Origin of the sequence: Rhizobium sp. CG5, assembly GCF_023701945.1 — a bacterium.
In the GTDB taxonomy this organism is placed as follows: Bacteria; Pseudomonadota; Alphaproteobacteria; order Rhizobiales; family Rhizobiaceae; genus Allorhizobium.
Genome location: NZ_JABAEF010000009.1, coordinates 213,305 through 229,114 on the forward strand (window position 1 = coordinate 213,305; position 15,810 = coordinate 229,114).

Genomic DNA, 15,810 nt, shown 5'->3' on the forward strand with positions numbered 1-15,810 from the left:
TCCCTTGGCCACCATCGCAAAGAAGACCGAGGCGCGGCGCGCAAGCGCGCGCGCCTCGGCGTTTTCGTGGTCCGTACTGCGGTTTCTCGTCACCGTCGTCACGACCTTTCTCGGATTGCTGGCGGTGACCTTCTTCATCGGCCGCGTCATCCCGATCGATCCGGTTCTGGCCATTCTCGGTGACCGGGCGCCCGCCCATGTCGTCGACCGCGTGCGCGAGGAACTGGGTCTGAACCTGCCGCTCTGGCAGCAATTCCTGATTTATCTCCGCCAGGCGCTGACCGGCGATTTCGGCACGTCGGTGCTGACCACCAATCCGGTTCTGACCGATATCCGACGGGTGTTTCCGGCCACGATCGAGCTTGCCACCGTCGGCACGATCATCGGCTCGGTGCTGGGCGTGCCGCTTGGCGTGCTGGCCGCCGTCAAGCGCGGCAGCCTGATCGACCAGATCGTCCGCATCATCGGCCTGATCGGCTATTCCGTGCCGATCTTCTGGCTCGGTCTGCTGTCGCTGCTGCTGTTCTATGCGCAGCTGCGCTGGGTCGCCTATCCCGGCCGCGTCGATATCATCTACGAATACAGCTTTACGTCGGTCACCGGCTTTTTCCTGCTCGATGCCGCCTGGCAGGGCAAATGGGACGTGATGTGGGACCTGTTCCGCCACATCATCCTGCCGGCCTCGCTGCTCGGCTATTTTTCGCTCGCCTATATCAGCCGCATGACGCGCTCGTTCATGCTCAACGAGTTGAGCCAGGAATATATCGTCGCGGCGCGGGCCAAGGGGCTGACGGAAACCCGGATCATCTGGTTCCATGCGCTGCGCAATGCCGCAGTGCCCTTGGTGACCGTCATCGCGCTCTCCTATGCCGGCCTTCTCGAGGGCTCGGTGCTGACCGAGACGATTTTCGCCTGGCCGGGTCTTGGCCTCTACATCACCAATTCGCTGCAGAATGCCGATATGAATGCCGTGCTCGGCGGAACCGTCGTCATCGGGTCGGTCTTCGTCGGCATCAACCTGCTGTCGGACCTGCTCTACCGCACGCTTGATCCAAGGACACGCAGCCGATGAGCGAGACCGCGACGACACCTCCACCCTCCCTTCGTGAATGGCTGACATCCGACCGGCCGCAATCGCGCCGCCAGGCCCGGCTGGGGCGGCTCTATGTCATCTGGCAGCGCTTCTCTGAAAACAGGCTGGCACTGGCCGGTCTCTGCATCATCCTGCTGCTGCTGTTCATCGCCGCCTTTGCCGATGTGCTGGCGCCCTATTCGCCGGTGCAGGGCGATCTGCGCAATGCTCGGCTTTTGCCGCCGGGCTCGGCCGGCTATCTGCTCGGCACCGATGACCAGGGTCGCGATATCCTGTCACGGCTGCTGCACGGTTCGCGGCTGACGCTGTTCGTCATCTTTCTGGTCGCCATCATCGCAGCCCCCATAGGCCTGATCATGGGCACGGTGTCGGGTTATGCCGGCGGCTGGATCGATGCCGTGCTGATGCGCATCACCGATATCTTTCTCGCCTTTCCGAAGCTGGTCCTGGCGCTGGCGCTGGTCGCAGCCCTTGGTCCGGGCATCGAGAATGCGGTTCTGGCCATCGCGGTGACCTCATGGCCGCCCTATGCGCGCATAGCCCGCGCCGAGACGATGACTTTCCGGAACTCGGATTACATCTCCGCCGTCCGGCTGATGGGGGCGTCGCCGCTGCGCATCGTGCTGTTTCATATCATGCCGCTGTGCATGTCGTCGCTGATCGTGCGCGTCACGCTCGACATGGCCGGCATCATCCTGACCGCTGCCGGCCTCGGCTTCCTCGGCCTCGGCGCCCAGCCGCCGCTGCCGGAATGGGGCGCGATGATTGCGTCGGGCCGGCGCTTCATTCTCGATCAATGGTGGGTAGCGGCGATGCCGGGCTTTGCCATTCTCGTGGTCAGCCTCGGGTTCAACCTTCTCGGCGATGGATTGCGTGATGCGCTCGATCCGAAGGAGGCCGGCCAATGAGCCCGCTTCTCGATGTCCAGAACCTGAAAGTCGGCTTCCCGACCCGCACCGGCCTTGTGGAAGCCGTGCGCGGCGTCAGCTTCACGCTCGGCAAGGAGCGGCTCGGCATCGTCGGCGAATCCGGCTCCGGCAAGTCGCAGACCGGCCGCGCCATCATGGGCCTGACGCCGGGTCACGCGAAAATCTCGGCGGACCGGCTGCGGTTTGGCGATAGCGATCTCCTTTCGATCTCGCCCAGCGAGCGGCGCACACTGCGCGGCAAGAAGATCGCCATGATCCTGCAGGATCCGAAATATTCGCTCAACCCGGTCATGTCGATCGGCAGGCAGATCGTCGAGACGCTGTCGACCCATGAAAGCCTGTCTTCGGCGGAGGCACGCCGGCGGGCTCTGCTGATGCTGGAAGCGGTGCAGATCCGCGATGCCGAACGCGTCTTCGACCTTTATCCGCACGAAGTTTCGGGCGGCATGGGCCAGCGCGCCATGATTGCCATGATGCTGGTCTGCGGACCGGAACTGCTGATCGCCGACGAGCCGACCTCGGCGCTGGATGTTACCGTGCAGCTGGAAGTGCTCGATATTCTCGACAAGCTGGTGTCGGAGCGCGGCATGGGCCTGATCTTCATCAGCCATGACCTGCGGCTCGTCTCGTCCTTCTGCGACCGGGTGCTGGTGATGTATGCCGGCCGCGTGGTCGAGGAACTGCCGGCCGGCGAACTGTCCAAGGCCCAGCATCCCTATACTCAAGGACTGTTGAACTGTCTGCCGCAGATCAGCGGCGACCGGCATCCGCTGCCGGTGTTGAAACGCCAGGCGGAGTGGTCCCTATGACGATGGCTCTTTCGGTTCGCGACATGGTCGTCACCTTCGATGGTTTCCGGGCACTCGATACGGTCAGTGTCGATGTCGAGCATGGCGCCTCGTTCGGCATTGTCGGCGAATCCGGCTCCGGCAAGTCGACGCTGCTTCGGGCCGTGGCCGGGCTGAACAGTTTCGAGAGTGGAACCCTGGAGGTCGATGGCCGCCGCTTCAAGGGCAAAGCGCGGGATCGCGATTTCTATCGCACCGTGCAGATGGTGTTCCAGGATCCCTATGGCTCCCTGCATCCGCGCCAGACGGTCGATCGGCTGTTGCTGGAGCCGCTGGCCATCCACGGCTTTACGGACGTCGACCGCCGCATCGAGCGGGCGCTGGACGAAGTGGGGCTTGGGACCGGTTTCCGCTTTCGCTATTCGCACCAGTTGTCGGGCGGCCAGCGCCAGCGTGTGGCGATCGCCCGGGCGCTGATCGTCGAGCCGAAAATCCTGCTGCTCGATGAGCCGACCTCGGCGCTTGATGCCTCCATCCAGGCGGAAATCCTCAACCTGCTCGAACAGGCCCGCAAGGACCGCAACCTGACCTTCGTGATGGTCAGCCATGATCTGGCCGTCATCAGCCATATGTGCGAGCGGCTGGCCGTCATGCGCGACGGCGAGATGGTCGAGCAGTTCAGCGTCGAGGACCTGCGCTCGCGCAGCTTCTCGACCGATTATACCCGCCAATTGCTGAAGGCCAGCGAAGGGTTCCGGCGTGTGGCAGTCGGTTGAGAGTGAACGCAGAGCCTGATCTGACATTCGGCTCGCCGCTCGACGGACCTTCGCCTCGACCTCTGCGTTTCAGGAGATCGGAAACAGGACGAATGCCATGCGCAAAAGCGATCTCGCCTCGGTCTACCGCGGCTATATTGCCTGCCTGAACGATCAGGATTGGTCGAATCTCGGACAGTTCGTCGACACAGAGGTCACCTACAATGGTGTCCAAATCGGCTTGTCGGGCTACAGGGCGATGCTTGAAAACGACTTTCAGAGCATCCCGGATCTGCAGTTCAACATTGAGTTGCTGATCTGCGATCCGCCGTCCATCGCCAGCCGTCTCCACTTCGACTGCTCGCCACGGGGAATGTTCCTCGGCCTTGCGCTGAATGGACGGCGCGTCACCTTCAGCGAGAATGTCTTCTATGAATTCAAGGCCGGCAGGATCGTGCAGGTTTGGTCGGTGATCGACAAGGCGGCCATCGAAGCGCAGATTCTGGCCGGCTGACGGCCGCTATGCTACCCGCACGCCCTGCCGCCAGATGGTCTTCAGGAAGGGATGGCCGTCATGGGTGCCGACGCGCAGCAGGTCGGCGCGTTTGCCGACGGCGATTTCGCCGCGATCCTTGAGGCCAGCGGCTTCCGCTGGCGTCTTGGTGACCATGCGCAGGGCGGCCGGCAGGTCGAAGTCGAGGTCCTCATCGGCGGCGATCATGAAGGCGGCGTCGAGCAGCGAGCGCGGCACATAGTCCGAGGCCAGGATATCGACGAGATTCTCAGCCAGCAGATCGCGCACGGCGACATTGCCGGATTGCGACCCGCCGCGCAGGATATTGGGGGCGCCGGCAACGGTCAGCATAGACCGGGCGCGGGCCTCGCGGGCCGCCTCCATCGTGCAGGGAAATTCGGAGATCAGCACACCTTCGTCGGCGGCCATGTCGACATGTTCGATATCGGTGTCGTCATGGCTTAAGAGCGGCAGGCCGCGCGATTTGGCAAGGGCGACGACCTGCGGCCGCACGATTTCGCCGATATGGCTCTTCTCCTCAACCAGCAGCTTGATCTTCTCGCGGACGATGTGATGACTCTCGCCGGTCGATTTCGAGGCCCGCGAGACATAGGCATCGATGTCGCGGCTTTGCCGCAGGCCCGGCAGATGCTCCATCACGGACACGACCTTGACGATGGCGCGGTCGATATTGGCAGCCGTCAGGGCCACGGTCTCGGGGTCGGTGATCTCGCAGCGCAGATGAAGGAAATGCTCGGCGCGCAGCATGCCGGCGGCCTGGGTCTTCTCCAGCGCGTCGATCATCGGTCCGAGGATCTGGGCGCGTTCCGGATTGTCGGTCGTGGCGCCGACGCAGAGACTGTCGAACACAGTCGTCACGCCGCCGCCGATGATCTGCGCATCGTGCGCAAGGGCTGCGCGGGTGTAATCCCAGCGCACATGGGCGCGCGGATAGACATGTTTCTCGAAATGGTCGGTGTGGATGTCGACAAGGCCGGGCAGCAGGTAATCGCCGTCGAAATCCAGCGCATCCTTGCCGTGCAGCACCTCGTCGATGGCGGTGATGACACCGTTTTCGACGGTGATGCTGCCGGTGACGATGCGGTTGGCAAGAACGATTCGGGCGTTGGTCAGGAGGAAGCTTGCCTCGTGGGCCTTGGACCATGGGCCGGATATCGTGTTCATCACCTTGAATTCCTTCGGCGTTCGATGCCGGCAGCGGCGGCGTCGTTTCATCTGCCGTCGTGCGGCGCGGATTGAGGGAGTTTAACCTCGGTTTTGCTGCAAGACTACAGCATGCGCCCTGCATATCGATGCCGTATGTCGGTTATGTGTCAATGCCGGCATTTTCGGATCGTTCGGCAAGGCGCCGTGCCGTGGTTCAGCTGTCGAGAACGCTGATCGCCTCGTCGGCGATCACCTGTTCCTCGTCGGTCTCGATCACCAGCACGGCAACGCGACCCGCGGCGTCATGGATGCTTTCGGAATTGGCGTCATTGGCCTCCTCGTTGAGCGCGATGCCGAGCCATTGCAGGCGGCGGCAGACCGCGGCGCGGATCTGCGGCTGATGCTCGCCGATGCCGGCGGTAAAGACCAAAGCGTCGAGGCCGCCGATCGTTACCGTCAGCCGGGCGATCTCGCCGGCGATGCGCAGGGTGAAGATCTCGATGGCTTCGATTGCTTCCGGCTCGTCACTTTCCAGCAGGGCCCGGCTGTCGGCGCTGAGGCCGGAAAGGCCGAGCAGACCGGATTTGTGGTAGAGGATGTCTTCCACATCCTCGCGGCTGAGGCCCATCTGCCCCATCCAGTGCAGCAGAACGCCGGCATCGATGGCGCCGCTGCGGGTCGCCATCGGAATGCCGTCGAGCGTCGAAAAGCCCATGGATGTGTCGCGGCTCAGCCCGCCCTCAACGGCGCAGAGGCTGGCGCCGCTGCCGAGATGGGCAATGATGGTCTTGCCGCCGGCAAGGTCGGGCCTCAGCCGCGCCAGTTTGTCGGCGATATAGCGGTAGGACAGGCCGTGAAATCCGTAACGCTTGATGCCCTGATCGAAATACTGGCGCGGGATGGCGAAACGCTGCACGATCGGCGACTGGGTGCGATGGAAGGCCGTGTCGAAGGATGCGGTCTGCGGCAGGTTCGGGCGCAGGTCGCGGATCGCCGTGATCAGCCGGACATTTTGCGGCTGATGCAGGGGCGCCAGCGGCGTCAGGGCGTCGATGGCGGCAATCGTCGTGTCATCCAGCAGGACAGGGCCGGAAAACATGTCGCCGCCATGCACCACCCGATGGCCGACGGCGGTCACGGCATCCATGTCGAAATGGGCGGCAAGCCAGCCAAACGTCTCCTCCAGCACCTCATGCAGCACATCGCCGGCTTCGGCCTCGAGCGGAACGTCGAAGACCTCGGGGCCTTCCACCAGGTGAAAGGTCAGCGGCGTGTGGCGAAAGTCGATCATGCCCTTGCCGATGCGGCGCGCCTTGCCGTCCTCGTGCAGGAAGAGCCCGATCTTCACCGTCGAGGACCCGGCATTGAAGGTCAGCAGCAGCTTGTCGGTCATCGGGCCGGCAGTCCCTGTGCCAGGCTGCGGGCGGCCACGAGCTTGGCAAGGGCCGCCGAGGCGATGCGTACCTTCAGGCTGTCGGAGCGGCTTGTCAGGATGATCGGCACCCGGGCGCCCAGCACGAGGCCGGCAGCGTCCGCTCCGGCAAAGTAGAGGAGTTGCTTGGCCAGCATGTTGCCCGCTTCAAGATCCGGCACGAGCAGGATATCGGCCTGGCCTGCCACCGGCGAAACGATGCCCTTGGTGCGCGCGGCGTCCATGCTGATGGCATTGTCGAAGGCGAGGGGGCCGTCGACGCGGCCGCCGGTGATCTGGCCGCGGGCTGCCATGACGGTCAGGGCCGCGGCATCGAGCGTCGCCGGCATCTTGTCGTTGACGGTTTCGACGGCGGCCAGCACGGCGACCTTGGGCTCCGGATTGCCGAGCAGATGCAGGAGATCGATGGCGTTCTGGCAGATGTCGCGCTTGTGGTCGAGCGTCGGGGCAATGTTGATCGCCGCATCGGTGACGATCAGCAGCTTGGTATAGGCCGGCACGTCCATGACATAGACATGGCTGATGCGCCGTTCGGTCTTGAGGCCCGATCCGGGCGCCACGACCGCCCCCAGCAATTCGTCGCTGTGCAGGCTGCCTTTCATGATGGTTTCCACCCGGCCGGCCACGGCCAGTTCGACGGCGCGGGCCGCCGCCGCGTGGCTGTGCTCGACGGAGATGATCTCGAAGCCGTCCAGCGAAACGCCGGCTTTGGCTGCGGCGGCCCTGATCTTCGCCTCCGGGCCGATCAGAACCGGATCGAGAAGACCTTCGTCGCGGATCTCGAAGGCGGCCAGGATCGCTTCGGGCGAGCAGGGGTGGACGAGGGCGGTGCGCAGCAGCGGCAGGCGGCGTGCTTCAGCCACGATTGCGTCGAACCGGTCGTGGCGCTGCACGGCGATATCGGGAAGAATGGTCTGCGGCCAGGCGACATGCTCGGGTGGCGCCATGACGGTCGCGGTGCCGGTCAGCACATCCTCGCCGGCCTGGTTGACGCAGCGCGTATTGAACAGAACCACTTGGCTCTCGGCCCGCTTTTCCTGCACGGTGACCGTTGCCGTAATGGTGTCGCCCGGTGAAACGGGTTTCAGAAATGTCAGGTCCTGGGCGAGATAGACCGTGCCGGGGCCGGGCAGCTTGGTGCCGAGCAGCGCCGAGACCATGCCGGCGGTCCACATGCCATGGGCGATGATATGGCCGGTCCGGGTGTCGGCCGCGAATGCCGTGTCGAGATGGGTCGGATTGAAATCCCCGGACGAGGTGGCAAAGAGATCGATATCCTCCTGCCGCACGGTGCGAACCAGCGTGGCGCTGTCGCCGACGGAGAGCTCATCGAAGGTGCGGTTGGTCATCAGCGTCTGATCCATGTCAGGCCTCATCTCTGCAATACATAGGTGCCGGGCGCGGCTTGGTCGGCGACATCGCCGTTTTCGCTGGAGCCGATCGGCGGCGGGGCAACCTTTTTTGCCGCGGAATGGCCAGCCAGCCAGTCCGACCAGCTCGGCCACCAGGAACCGTCCTGCGAGCGGGCCTCGGCCGCCCACTCTTCCGGGCTGACGCACGGATCGCTGGCGCGCTTGGTGGCCATGCGGAAATGGCGGTGGGCATGGCCCGGCTCGCTGACAATGCCGGCATTGTGGCCGCCGCTGGTCAGCACGAAGGTGACGTCGGTGTCGGCGAGGTAGTGGATCTTGTAGACCGATTTCCACGGCGCAACGTGGTCGCGCTCGGTGCCGACCACGAAGGTGGGCACACGGATATTCTGCAGGGCGGCGGGGTGATCGTCGACCATAAAGCGGCCCGCGGCCAGTTCGTTGTCGAGATAGAGCCTCTGCAGATATTCCGAATGCATGCGGAACGGCATGCGTGTCGTGTCGGCATTCCAGGCCATCAGGTCGATCATCTCGGAGCGTTCGCCCATCATGTAGTCATGCACCATACGCGACCAGATCAGGTCGTTGGAGCGCAGCAGCTGGAAGGCGCCGGCCATCTGGTCGGCGGACAGATAGCCCCGATTCCACATCACGCTTTCCAGGAAATTCAGCTGGCTATCATCGATGAACAAAGCCAGTTCGCCCGGCTCGGTGAAATCGGTCTGGGCGGCAAACATCGTCACGGAGGCCAGGCGCTCGTCTTTGGCGCGTGCCATGGCGGAGGCGGCGATCGCCAGCAGCGTGCCGCCGAGGCAATAGCCGGTGGCATGTATCTTGCGGTCCGGCAGGATGGCGCTGATGGCGTCGAGTGCCGCCATCACGCCCATGCGACGATAATCGTCCAGCCCAAGATCGCGGTCGGCGGCATTCGGATTGTGCCAGGAGATGCAGAACACCGTATGGCCACGGCTGACCAGATAGCGGATCAGCGAGTTTTCCGGCGAGAGGTCGAGAATGTAATATTTCATGATCCAGGCCGGCACGATCAGCACCGGCTCGGCATAGACGGTCTCAGTCGCCGGGGCATACTGGATCAGCTCGATCAGCCGGTTGCGATAGACGACACGCCCCGGTGTGACGGCTACCTCCTTGCCCGGCCGGAACGCCTCGGTGCCGGCAGTGGGCTGCTTGGTCGCCTGGCGGTTGAGGTCTTCGATCCAGTTGGCAAAGCCCTTGGCAAAATTCATCCCGCCGGTCTCTGCCGCTCGCTTCATCACCACGGGATTGCTGAAGGGAGAATTCGACGGGGAGACCATGTCGAGGATCTGGCGGGCGGCAAAGGACATCACGTCCTGATGATGAGGGGCGACACCCGGTACGTCATGGGTGACATTGTGCCACCATTGCTGGTTCAGCAGAAAAGTTTGCGCCATGATGTTGAAGGGAAAATGCTGCCATTCCTCAGTGGTGAAGCGCTCGTCGCCGGGGAGCGGCTCGATGCAGGGCGGCGTTTCGGGATCGATGGCAGCCGCTGCCAGATGGGCGGTCAGCCTGCCGGCCTTGCGCAGCGCCTTCTGGGCAAGTTCGGCGCGCTTGCCGGGCGCCATGGCCAGATGAATGGCCCAGTCGGTCAGCGCCAGCGTCAGGGCCGCTGGTGACAGGCCGCCGGTGGCAGGCGCCAGCAGCGCGTCGCTCATCCGGTCCAGCGCCCGGTACCCTTCCAGTTCGGTCGGTTCGCCCACGCCAAGAGCGTCCAGCGCCGTGTCGATAGTGGCGGGAGGCGGGGGGGGGGGGCTGGCAATGTTTTCTTACGACATGGGACACCTCTATGGAAACAGGTATGACGGAAAGGGCAAAGCCTGGCCCAAGCAATAGGGCTTTCGTGTGACGGCCGGACGAAGGACGTCGCGCGGCTTGCCAATCGTCAATTTCTCAACTTTTTCATGGTTTTGCATGCCCGATCGGGGCTGGCTCAGACGTCGTGTTCGGGTCTTCTGCCGCATGCATTGAACTCGCAGGTTGCTGCAGTGCAACGTTACGCCTGAGCTTCCGCCCGGTCAACCGAAGCGGTCGTGCCAGGAGGCCTGAGCGCCCTCGACGGGCAGGGCCGTTGCCTCGAAAACGCCGCGGGCGATGGCGCGGGCCATGACCAGCGTCGCCAGATGGCAAAGCTCCATGAAATCGGCCGAGGTTGCGAGCGGCCTTGCATGGGTAGCGGCCGCGAAGATCGTATCGCCATCGGCCGGCAGATGGGCCGGCAGCACGCCGCGGGCCAGGCCGTCATGGGCCATGATCGACAGGCGGTGGGTCTGCGCTTTCGTGAGCGCCGCATCGGTCACCACGGCGCCGATGGTGGTGGCCGTCAGGTTGATGCCCTTGGCGCGCAGGATGGTATCGGGCGAGGAGAAGTTTTGGGGGTAGCCGATGCCGCCGAATTCGCCATCCACCTCGAACGGTGCGGCCCAGAAATGCGGACCGTCGCCGACGGTGGCGGAGCCCATGGCATTGACCGCCACCAGGGCGGCGACCGTGAGGCCGCTGGACGAGACGGCGCTGGCCGAGCCGAGCCCGCCCTTCACGGTGGCCGTGGTCGCACCTGTGCCGGCACCGACGGTGCCGAGGGAAAAAGCGCCTTTGGCGGCGGCCTGGAAGGCGTCAAATCCCATATCGCGATAGGGCGAATGAAGGCCCCAGTCCTTGTTGCCGCCATTCAGCAGGTCCATCAGGATCGCCTGCGGCACGATGGGCACACGCGTAGCGCCGAGCGGAAAACCCCGACCGATCGACCGCAAGCCGGCCTGCACGCCGCCGGCCGCATCCAACCCGAAGGCCGATCCGCCCGACAAGACAAAGGCATCGACCTGCTCCACCGTCATCGACGGATCGAGCAGTGCCGTCTCGCGTCCGCCCGGTGCGCCACCCAGCACGCTGCCGGAGGCGGTTGCCGGCTGATCGAAGACGATCACCGTGACGCCGGAGCCGAGCGCCAGGTCCGTCGCATGGCCCACGGAGACGCCGTCGATGTCGGTCAGCAGGTTGAGAAGAGGGGGCATGGGGGGATGGCCTCAAAACAGCAATTCCGGGTAGGGCTTAACGCAAGTCGCCCGAAAGCGGACACGGGTTTCGGGATAAAGACAAGCAACAAAAGAGATAAAGCGTGACGAGTTGATCTGAAAGAGCGCAATACGCATTTAGGGCGTGTGCGTTGAACTGGGATAGGTGTCCCCCACAACCGTTCGGCTTAAGTTTGCGAAGTCGCGCCTGAACAACTGGAAGGCCGTGATTGCCTCGCTGGCGCGTTGTCCAACGATTTCCGAGTCGAGAGCAAGGCCGTAGGAATTGCGCTCACGATGCCTGAAGGCCCTGAGGTCGTTCAGGGCGTCGTACGTGTCATCTGCAAGCAAGGCTTCACGGACGCCCGGAAACGCATTGTGCATCCGCCTTAAGAGAGTTGCGTGCCATCCTTGGTCCCGAGAGATCGGGCTCTTGTCAAGTTGAACGGCGATCGTTGCCATGATCCGTTCACATCCCGTGTAGACTTTCTCAATGCCCGAGGCCAAGCCAGCGATATGAAGCCAGGCCATTTGCGGTGTTAACGTTGATTTGGTTGCCTCATGTTCGGCGGCACTGAGCCTCAGCATCTCGACTTCATCGGCAAGTTCCTGAAGTTCGTTGGCAAGATCAATGAAGATCGCTTGCATCGACGGATTCCCTCGTGAACCTTGCCAGTCGATGCGGGGGAATTTCATCGCAGTAGACGACATCGAAAAGGAAGCCGTCCAGGGCGTCTTCGACCATAGCCTCGATGCGGTATTTGAGCCGATAGGGGCATTCCATCACCAAGATGTCGATATCCGACTCCGGTCCGAAGCTTCCATTGGCAAGAGAGCCGATGATCCGCACCGAAACGCCCAGCTCGATCAGGTCTTGAACAAGTGTCTTCGTCAGGGAGATTGCTCGCTCCCTGCGGAATGCAACATCCATGTGGTCTTGCGGTGTTGTGGCAAACATCGCGCTCCCTTTCGTTGGGAGAAATTATATCATGGCTGGGCAAGGCGAAGTCAACCAGCTTGCGCTCCTGTAGCCCGGCCTGCCGGCATCTGATCCTGGGCGACCCCGATGATCGCCCAGGTTCAGGTTCTGCCTCAGCGAACGGTTTTGGTGCCGCCGAAATTGGCGGCGATGCGCATCTGCAGGTAGTCGTTGGCGGTCATTGGCTCGTATTTCTTCTGCGGACCCTGGATCACCGCATCCTTGTTGGCCTGGCAGAAGAAGGCCATGGAATAGCGGGGGCCGTGGGACTCGTCCGGCTTCGGCATCCGCACCCGATGCAAGCGACAAGGTGGTTGAGATATCCTTTGCTTCTGCCTGGCGCCACGACCGGCACGCGTTCCTGGCGACCGATCTGCGCTTGCCGGGCTGATGATCCTAATCCAAACTCGATGAATGAAGATGCGCTCTTTGCGCGGCCGATAGGAGAAACGACATGACCGTCATTACGCCGGATCGCATGATCAAGTTTGAAGAGTCCGCCGAAAGCTCCTGCGGTCCCAATCTGCAACACTGGATCAGCGAAGCGGGAGGACTGACCCAGTTCGGCGCCTTCATCCAGATCCTGCCGCCCGGCTCGCGATCGGCGACCAAGCACTGGCACCAGTCCGAAGATGAAATGATCTATGTGCTGGAGGGCGCGATCACGCTGATCGAGGGCGACACGGAAACGCTGCTGCAGGCCGGCGATGCCGCCACATTCAAGGCGGGTGATCCGGTCGGTCATTGCCTCGAGAACCGTTCATCGACGCCGACCAAATGCTTCGTGGTCGGCACGCGGGCGCCGGTCGATACGATCACCTATCCCGATCATGACCGCGTCTGCCACCGCGATCGATCGCTGCCGGAAGATACGTGGACCGATGGCGCGGGCCATCCGGCATCCAGCCTTTAAGTATCATCCCATCTTGCGCCGAGATGGAAAGCCGCCCGCCGCGAATACGGCGGGCGGCGGTCGTCTTACATCTTCGGGCCGCCGAAATTGGCGGCGATGCGCATCTGCAGGTAGTCGTTGGCGGTCATCGGCTCGTATTTCTTCTGCGGTCCCTGGATCACCGCGTCCTTGTTGGCCTGGCAGAAGAAGGCCATGGAATAGCGGGGACCGTGGGATTCGTCGGGCTTCGGCATGCGCACCCGGTGCAGGGTCGACTTCAGCTGATCATCGCTCCAGCGCATCAGCATATCGCCGATATTGCAGGTGACGACGCCCGGCAGCGGCGGAATGCTGGTCCAGGACTGGCTTTCATATTCGTGACCCGGGCAGACCTGCAATCCGCCCTGGCCGGGGCGCTGGTGCAGCAGCGTCAGGCAATCGTAGTCGGTATGGGCGCCGGCCCGCCAGAAGGCGTAGTCCTCGGGCTTGGGATCGACCAGGGCCAGATAGTGCAGCAGGCGCAGCGTGCTCTGATATTCTGGCGAGGACGGCTCGTGGCGGGTGGTGAAGAAGCTCTCCTCGAAGCCGAGCTTCAGGGCGAAGCAGGAGAGAACCTTCATGCCGAGTTCCCAGTTGGCGCGCTCGAAGGCCATCATCTTTGCCTTGAAGTCCGCGACTTCGTCCTCGGTCGGCCAAAGATCGCCCATGCGGGGCAGGGTGATCTGGTAGCTTTCCTTCTGGTCGGCGGTGCCGGTGGAGGGACGCACCTGCGCCTTGTATTCCCAGCCGGCATTGGTGCCGGACCTAAGCGGATATTGTGCCTTGGTTTCGGGAGTGAGCGCGAAGAACTTTGCCTCCAGCTCGAAAGCCTCGTCGATCTGGGCCTGCGGGATGCCGTGGTTGATGAGCTGGAAGAAGCCGACCGTGGTCGAGGCCTCCCAGAGCTGATCGGCGATCTCGGACTTGCGGTTCTCGAAATCCGACATGTCGATCTGGCGGATCTCGCGATCGGTTTCCTGGCCCTCACCGCCGATCGTGGTTTCCTTGTTGAGTTCGTTGAGGCCGTAGGCTGTGACACTCATTTCAGTCTCCTATCAGTGTAGCGATGCCGGCCTGTCCGGCATCTTCCAAAAGGAGCAATGACCCGGCGACGCTTTTGATGCGGCGCGTGACTGCTTCTACTCCTGCTCCGGCACGGCCTTGATATGGCGGTGCCGAACTCGTGGCGGGCCTTTGGCCCGCAGATCTTTCGTCCGTTACTGCGTCTTGGGGATGCTCCACGGAAAGAACAGTTTTTGCGCCAGCGCTACCAGCTGGAACAGGATGAGCGACATCAGCACGAGGATGCCAAGGCCCGCCCAGGCCTGCGGCAGCTTGAAGAAGGATGTCGAGAACTGGATGAAATAGCCGATGCCTTTTTCGGCGGCGACGAATTCGGCGACAACCGCGCCGATGACGGCCAGCGTGATCGAGATCTTCAGCGCCGAGAAGATGTAGGGCACGGCATAGGGCAGGCGGATCTGGGTGATCTCGCGCCAGACCGGGGCTTTGAGGCTTTTCGACAGCTCGATCAGTTCCGGCGGCGTTGCCATCAGGCCGGTTGCGGTGGAGACCACCAGCGGAAAGAAGGTGATCAGGCAGGTGATGACGATGCGCGGCGCATCGCCAGAGCCGAGCACGACGATGATGATCGGCGCCACGGCAACGACCGGGGTCGACTGGACGACGACGAGGATCGGATAGAGGGCACGCGACAGCATTTTCGACTTGGTCAGCACGATGGCGATCGGCAGCGATATGGCAATCGAGATGAAGTAGCCGAGCAGCGCGACGCGCAGCGTCGCCCAGACATGGTCGAGCCAGCGCAGCGCGGTGATCTCGCTGAAGCCCGTTGTCAGGATACGCGAGGGGGCCGGCAGCATATAGGTCGGGATGGCGAAGAGGTGGCAGGCGATTTCCCAGAAGGCCACCACCAGCACGAAGGTGCCGACCGGCAGCACGCCTGGCGTATCCAGCCAGCGGTGCAGGACCTGGCCGATCGTCTCACGATCCTCAGGCAACGCGCTTGAGGAGGAGATTGCGGAGGTGTCCGGTGTAGTCATGCATCACCTTTGTGCTGGAAGTCTCGACGCCGCGCGGGCGCGGAATGCTGATCTCGATGTCCTCGATGATGGTGCCTGGCCGGCCGCTCATGACCAGGACCCGATCGGCCAGCAGCACCGCTTCGCTGATCGAATGGGTGATGAACAGCACCGTCTTCGGCTGGGCTTCCCAGATCCGCAACAGCTCGAAGCCCATCTCTTCGCGGGTCAAAGCATCGAGCGCCGAGAAGGGCTCGTCCATCAGCAGGATATCGGGATTGAGATGCAGGGCGCGGGCAATGCCGACGCGCTGCTGCATGCCGCCCGAGAGTTCGGCGGGCAGGCGTTTTTCAAAACCGGTGAGGCCCACCTTGTCGAGCAATTGCTTGGCCCGCTGCCGGTCTTCGGCGGATACCCGGCCGGTCTTGTGGCGGACGGGGAAGACGATATTGTCCTCGATATTGGCCCAGGGCAGCAGCGTCGGCTTCTGGAAGACGATGCCGACATCGTCGCGGGGTTCGCTGACCTTGTAGCCGAACACTTCGACCGAACCGGATGTCGCCGGCAACAGGCCGGCAATCGAGCGCAGCAGGGTCGATTTGCCGCAGCCCGACGGCCCGAGAACCGCCACGAACTGGTGGCGGCTGACGTCGAAGGTCACCCCGCGCAGGGCCTCAAGCGGGCCGGAGGAGGTCTTGTAGACCTGCCCCATGTTCTTGAAGGACAAAGCGGGAGGTGAGAGGCTCGAGCTCATCGG

At 63.2% G+C, this 15,810-nt stretch carries 17 protein-coding genes; 6 read left to right on the top strand and 11 right to left on the bottom strand.

Translation table 11 applies throughout. The annotated features are described in order from the left end of the window. Positions 1–13 precede the first annotated feature (13 nt). From HGO38_RS16700 to HGO38_RS16720, 5 genes are all read left to right on the top strand, one after another. A complete protein-coding gene (locus HGO38_RS16700) occupies positions 14–1,072 on the top strand; it encodes an ABC transporter permease (RefSeq protein WP_250957076.1) in 1,059 nt (352 codons plus the stop codon). After that, entirely contained in the window at positions 1,069–2,001 is a 933-nt protein-coding gene (locus HGO38_RS16705; protein WP_250957031.1) for an ABC transporter permease, read from the top strand. Before HGO38_RS16700 ends, HGO38_RS16705 begins: the two co-directional genes overlap by 4 nt. Further along, positions 1,998–2,831 carry an ABC transporter ATP-binding protein gene (locus HGO38_RS16710; protein WP_250957032.1) on the top strand — a complete coding sequence of 278 codons (834 nt, stop codon included), beginning with the start codon at positions 1,998–2,000 and terminating at the stop codon, positions 2,829–2,831. Before HGO38_RS16705 ends, HGO38_RS16710 begins: the two co-directional genes overlap by 4 nt. Beyond that, complete coding sequence (locus HGO38_RS16715) at positions 2,828–3,586, top strand: ABC transporter ATP-binding protein (RefSeq protein ID WP_250957033.1); 759 nt, start codon at positions 2,828–2,830, stop codon at positions 3,584–3,586. Before HGO38_RS16710 ends, HGO38_RS16715 begins: the two co-directional genes overlap by 4 nt. A gap of 97 nt (positions 3,587–3,683) precedes the next feature. Beyond that, a complete protein-coding gene (locus tag HGO38_RS16720; RefSeq protein ID WP_250957034.1) occupies positions 3,684–4,079 on the top strand; it encodes an ester cyclase in 396 nt (131 codons plus the stop codon). 6 nt (positions 4,080–4,085) lie between these two features. Here the strand turns inward: HGO38_RS16720 and HGO38_RS16725 are convergent, their stop codons facing one another. From HGO38_RS16725 to HGO38_RS16760, 8 genes are all read right to left on the bottom strand, one after another. Beyond that, positions 4,086–5,264, bottom strand: coding sequence for an alpha-D-ribose 1-methylphosphonate 5-triphosphate diphosphatase (locus HGO38_RS16725; protein WP_250957035.1), 1,179 nt, complete (start codon positions 5,262–5,264; stop codon positions 4,086–4,088). 196 nt (positions 5,265–5,460) lie between these two features. Continuing rightward, entirely contained in the window at positions 5,461–6,639 is a 1,179-nt protein-coding gene (locus tag HGO38_RS16730) for an acetate/propionate family kinase (RefSeq protein WP_250957036.1), read from the bottom strand. Then, the gene (locus HGO38_RS16735) at positions 6,636–8,042 is read right to left on the bottom strand and encodes a bifunctional enoyl-CoA hydratase/phosphate acetyltransferase (RefSeq protein WP_250957037.1); all 1,407 of its coding nucleotides are present in this window, start codon (positions 8,040–8,042) and stop codon (positions 6,636–6,638) included. Before HGO38_RS16735 ends, HGO38_RS16730 begins: the two co-directional genes overlap by 4 nt. 8 nt (positions 8,043–8,050) lie before the next feature. After that, positions 8,051–9,790: a PHA/PHB synthase family protein gene (locus tag HGO38_RS16740; RefSeq protein ID WP_352230497.1), complete on the bottom strand. Its 1,740-nt coding sequence runs from the start codon at positions 9,788–9,790 to the stop codon at positions 8,051–8,053. 315 nt (positions 9,791–10,105) lie between these two features. Continuing rightward, positions 10,106–11,101, bottom strand: coding sequence for a P1 family peptidase (locus HGO38_RS16745; protein ID WP_250957038.1), 996 nt, complete (start codon positions 11,099–11,101; stop codon positions 10,106–10,108). Positions 11,102–11,239: 138 nt separating this feature from the next. Beyond that, complete coding sequence (locus HGO38_RS16750) at positions 11,240–11,749, bottom strand: ribonuclease toxin HepT-like protein (RefSeq protein ID WP_250957039.1); 510 nt, start codon at positions 11,747–11,749, stop codon at positions 11,240–11,242. Continuing rightward, on the bottom strand, positions 11,730–12,059 hold the full coding sequence (locus HGO38_RS16755; protein ID WP_250957040.1) for a nucleotidyltransferase family protein: 330 nt from the start codon (positions 12,057–12,059) through the stop codon (positions 11,730–11,732). Before HGO38_RS16755 ends, HGO38_RS16750 begins: the two co-directional genes overlap by 20 nt. Positions 12,060–12,193: 134 nt before the next feature. Further along, positions 12,194–12,367, bottom strand: a complete 174-nt coding sequence (locus tag HGO38_RS16760; RefSeq protein WP_250957041.1) for a hypothetical protein — start codon at positions 12,365–12,367, stop codon at positions 12,194–12,196. Between the two features lie 167 nt (positions 12,368–12,534). Between HGO38_RS16760 and HGO38_RS16765 the strand changes: the two genes are divergently transcribed. After that, positions 12,535–12,993 carry a cupin domain-containing protein gene (locus tag HGO38_RS16765; RefSeq protein WP_250957042.1) on the top strand — a complete coding sequence of 153 codons (459 nt, stop codon included), beginning with the start codon at positions 12,535–12,537 and terminating at the stop codon, positions 12,991–12,993. A 65-nt stretch (positions 12,994–13,058) separates the two neighbouring features. On the opposite strand, the gene HGO38_RS16770 is transcribed toward HGO38_RS16765, so the two are convergent. The 3 genes from HGO38_RS16770 to HGO38_RS16780 form a co-directional block, all read right to left on the bottom strand. Next, positions 13,059–14,054, bottom strand: a complete 996-nt coding sequence (locus tag HGO38_RS16770; protein WP_250957043.1) for an isopenicillin N synthase family dioxygenase — start codon at positions 14,052–14,054, stop codon at positions 13,059–13,061. A gap of 174 nt (positions 14,055–14,228) precedes the next feature. After that, positions 14,229–15,074, bottom strand: a complete 846-nt coding sequence (locus HGO38_RS16775) for an ABC transporter permease (RefSeq protein ID WP_250957044.1) — start codon at positions 15,072–15,074, stop codon at positions 14,229–14,231. Then, positions 15,025–15,807 carry an ABC transporter ATP-binding protein gene (locus HGO38_RS16780; RefSeq protein ID WP_250957045.1) on the bottom strand — a complete coding sequence of 261 codons (783 nt, stop codon included), beginning with the start codon at positions 15,805–15,807 and terminating at the stop codon, positions 15,025–15,027. Before HGO38_RS16780 ends, HGO38_RS16775 begins: the two co-directional genes overlap by 50 nt. Between the last annotated feature and the right edge of the window lie 3 nt (positions 15,808–15,810).

Coding starts and splice junctions, on each gene's coding strand:
- HGO38_RS16705 (WP_250957031.1), top strand. CDS start 1,069: ATGAGCGAGACCGCGACGACACCTCCACCCTCCCTTCGTGAATGGCTG.
- HGO38_RS16710 (WP_250957032.1), top strand. CDS start 1,998: ATGAGCCCGCTTCTCGATGTCCAGAACCTGAAAGTCGGCTTCCCGACC.
- HGO38_RS16715 (WP_250957033.1), top strand. CDS start 2,828: ATGACGATGGCTCTTTCGGTTCGCGACATGGTCGTCACCTTCGATGGT.
- HGO38_RS16720 (WP_250957034.1), top strand. CDS start 3,684: ATGCGCAAAAGCGATCTCGCCTCGGTCTACCGCGGCTATATTGCCTGC.
- HGO38_RS16725 (WP_250957035.1), bottom strand. CDS start 5,264: ATGAACACGATATCCGGCCCATGGTCCAAGGCCCACGAGGCAAGCTTC.
- HGO38_RS16730 (WP_250957036.1), bottom strand. CDS start 6,639: ATGACCGACAAGCTGCTGCTGACCTTCAATGCCGGGTCCTCGACGGTG.
- HGO38_RS16735 (WP_250957037.1), bottom strand. CDS start 8,042: ATGGATCAGACGCTGATGACCAACCGCACCTTCGATGAGCTCTCCGTC.
- HGO38_RS16745 (WP_250957038.1), bottom strand. CDS start 11,101: ATGCCCCCTCTTCTCAACCTGCTGACCGACATCGACGGCGTCTCCGTG.
- HGO38_RS16750 (WP_250957039.1), bottom strand. CDS start 11,749: ATGCAAGCGATCTTCATTGATCTTGCCAACGAACTTCAGGAACTTGCC.
- HGO38_RS16755 (WP_250957040.1), bottom strand. CDS start 12,059: ATGTTTGCCACAACACCGCAAGACCACATGGATGTTGCATTCCGCAGG.
- HGO38_RS16760 (WP_250957041.1), bottom strand. CDS start 12,367: ATGCCGAAGCCGGACGAGTCCCACGGCCCCCGCTATTCCATGGCCTTC.
- HGO38_RS16765 (WP_250957042.1), top strand. CDS start 12,535: ATGACCGTCATTACGCCGGATCGCATGATCAAGTTTGAAGAGTCCGCC.
- HGO38_RS16770 (WP_250957043.1), bottom strand. CDS start 14,054: ATGAGTGTCACAGCCTACGGCCTCAACGAACTCAACAAGGAAACCACG.
- HGO38_RS16775 (WP_250957044.1), bottom strand. CDS start 15,074: ATGACTACACCGGACACCTCCGCAATCTCCTCCTCAAGCGCGTTGCCT.
- HGO38_RS16780 (WP_250957045.1), bottom strand. CDS start 15,807: ATGAGCTCGAGCCTCTCACCTCCCGCTTTGTCCTTCAAGAACATGGGG.